General features: G+C 67.9%; 1 protein-coding gene. It reads left to right on the top strand.

All coding sequences use genetic code 11. The features are described from left to right. A partial coding sequence (locus tag NV64_RS23965; RefSeq protein ID WP_233208951.1) for an ATP-binding cassette domain-containing protein occupies window positions 1-365 on the top strand: 365 nt, incomplete at both ends.

Below are 365 nucleotides of genomic sequence, written 5' to 3'. Positions count from 1 at the left end.
GCGCAACGGCAGCGGTAAATCCTCACTGCTGCAGCAGCTGTGGCAGGCGTATCAGCAGCGCCCGGCGGAGGTGCCGGGCATCACCTTCCACCCGCGCGTGCGCATCGGTTACTACGATCAGCACCAGCAAACGCTGCGCGACGGGCACAGCCTGAGCGAGGCGCTGGCCGGGTTCGCCCCGCTCAGCGAGGAGCAGCGACGCCGCGCGTTGATTAGCGCCGGCTTTAGCTGGCAGCGGCATCAGCAGTCGGTGAGCACGCTGAGCGGCGGTGAACGCGCGCGGCTGCTGTTGGTCGGGCTGTCGCTGGCCCGCTACTCGCTGTTACTGCTGGATGAACCGACCAACCACCTCGACCTGGCGGGTA

This window comes from Erwinia sp. B116, from assembly GCF_002865965.1.
Classification (GTDB): Bacteria; Pseudomonadota; Gammaproteobacteria; order Enterobacterales; family Enterobacteriaceae; genus Erwinia.
The sequence above is the reverse complement of the archived record's forward strand: the minus strand, read 5'-3'. Positions and strand labels throughout refer to the sequence as shown.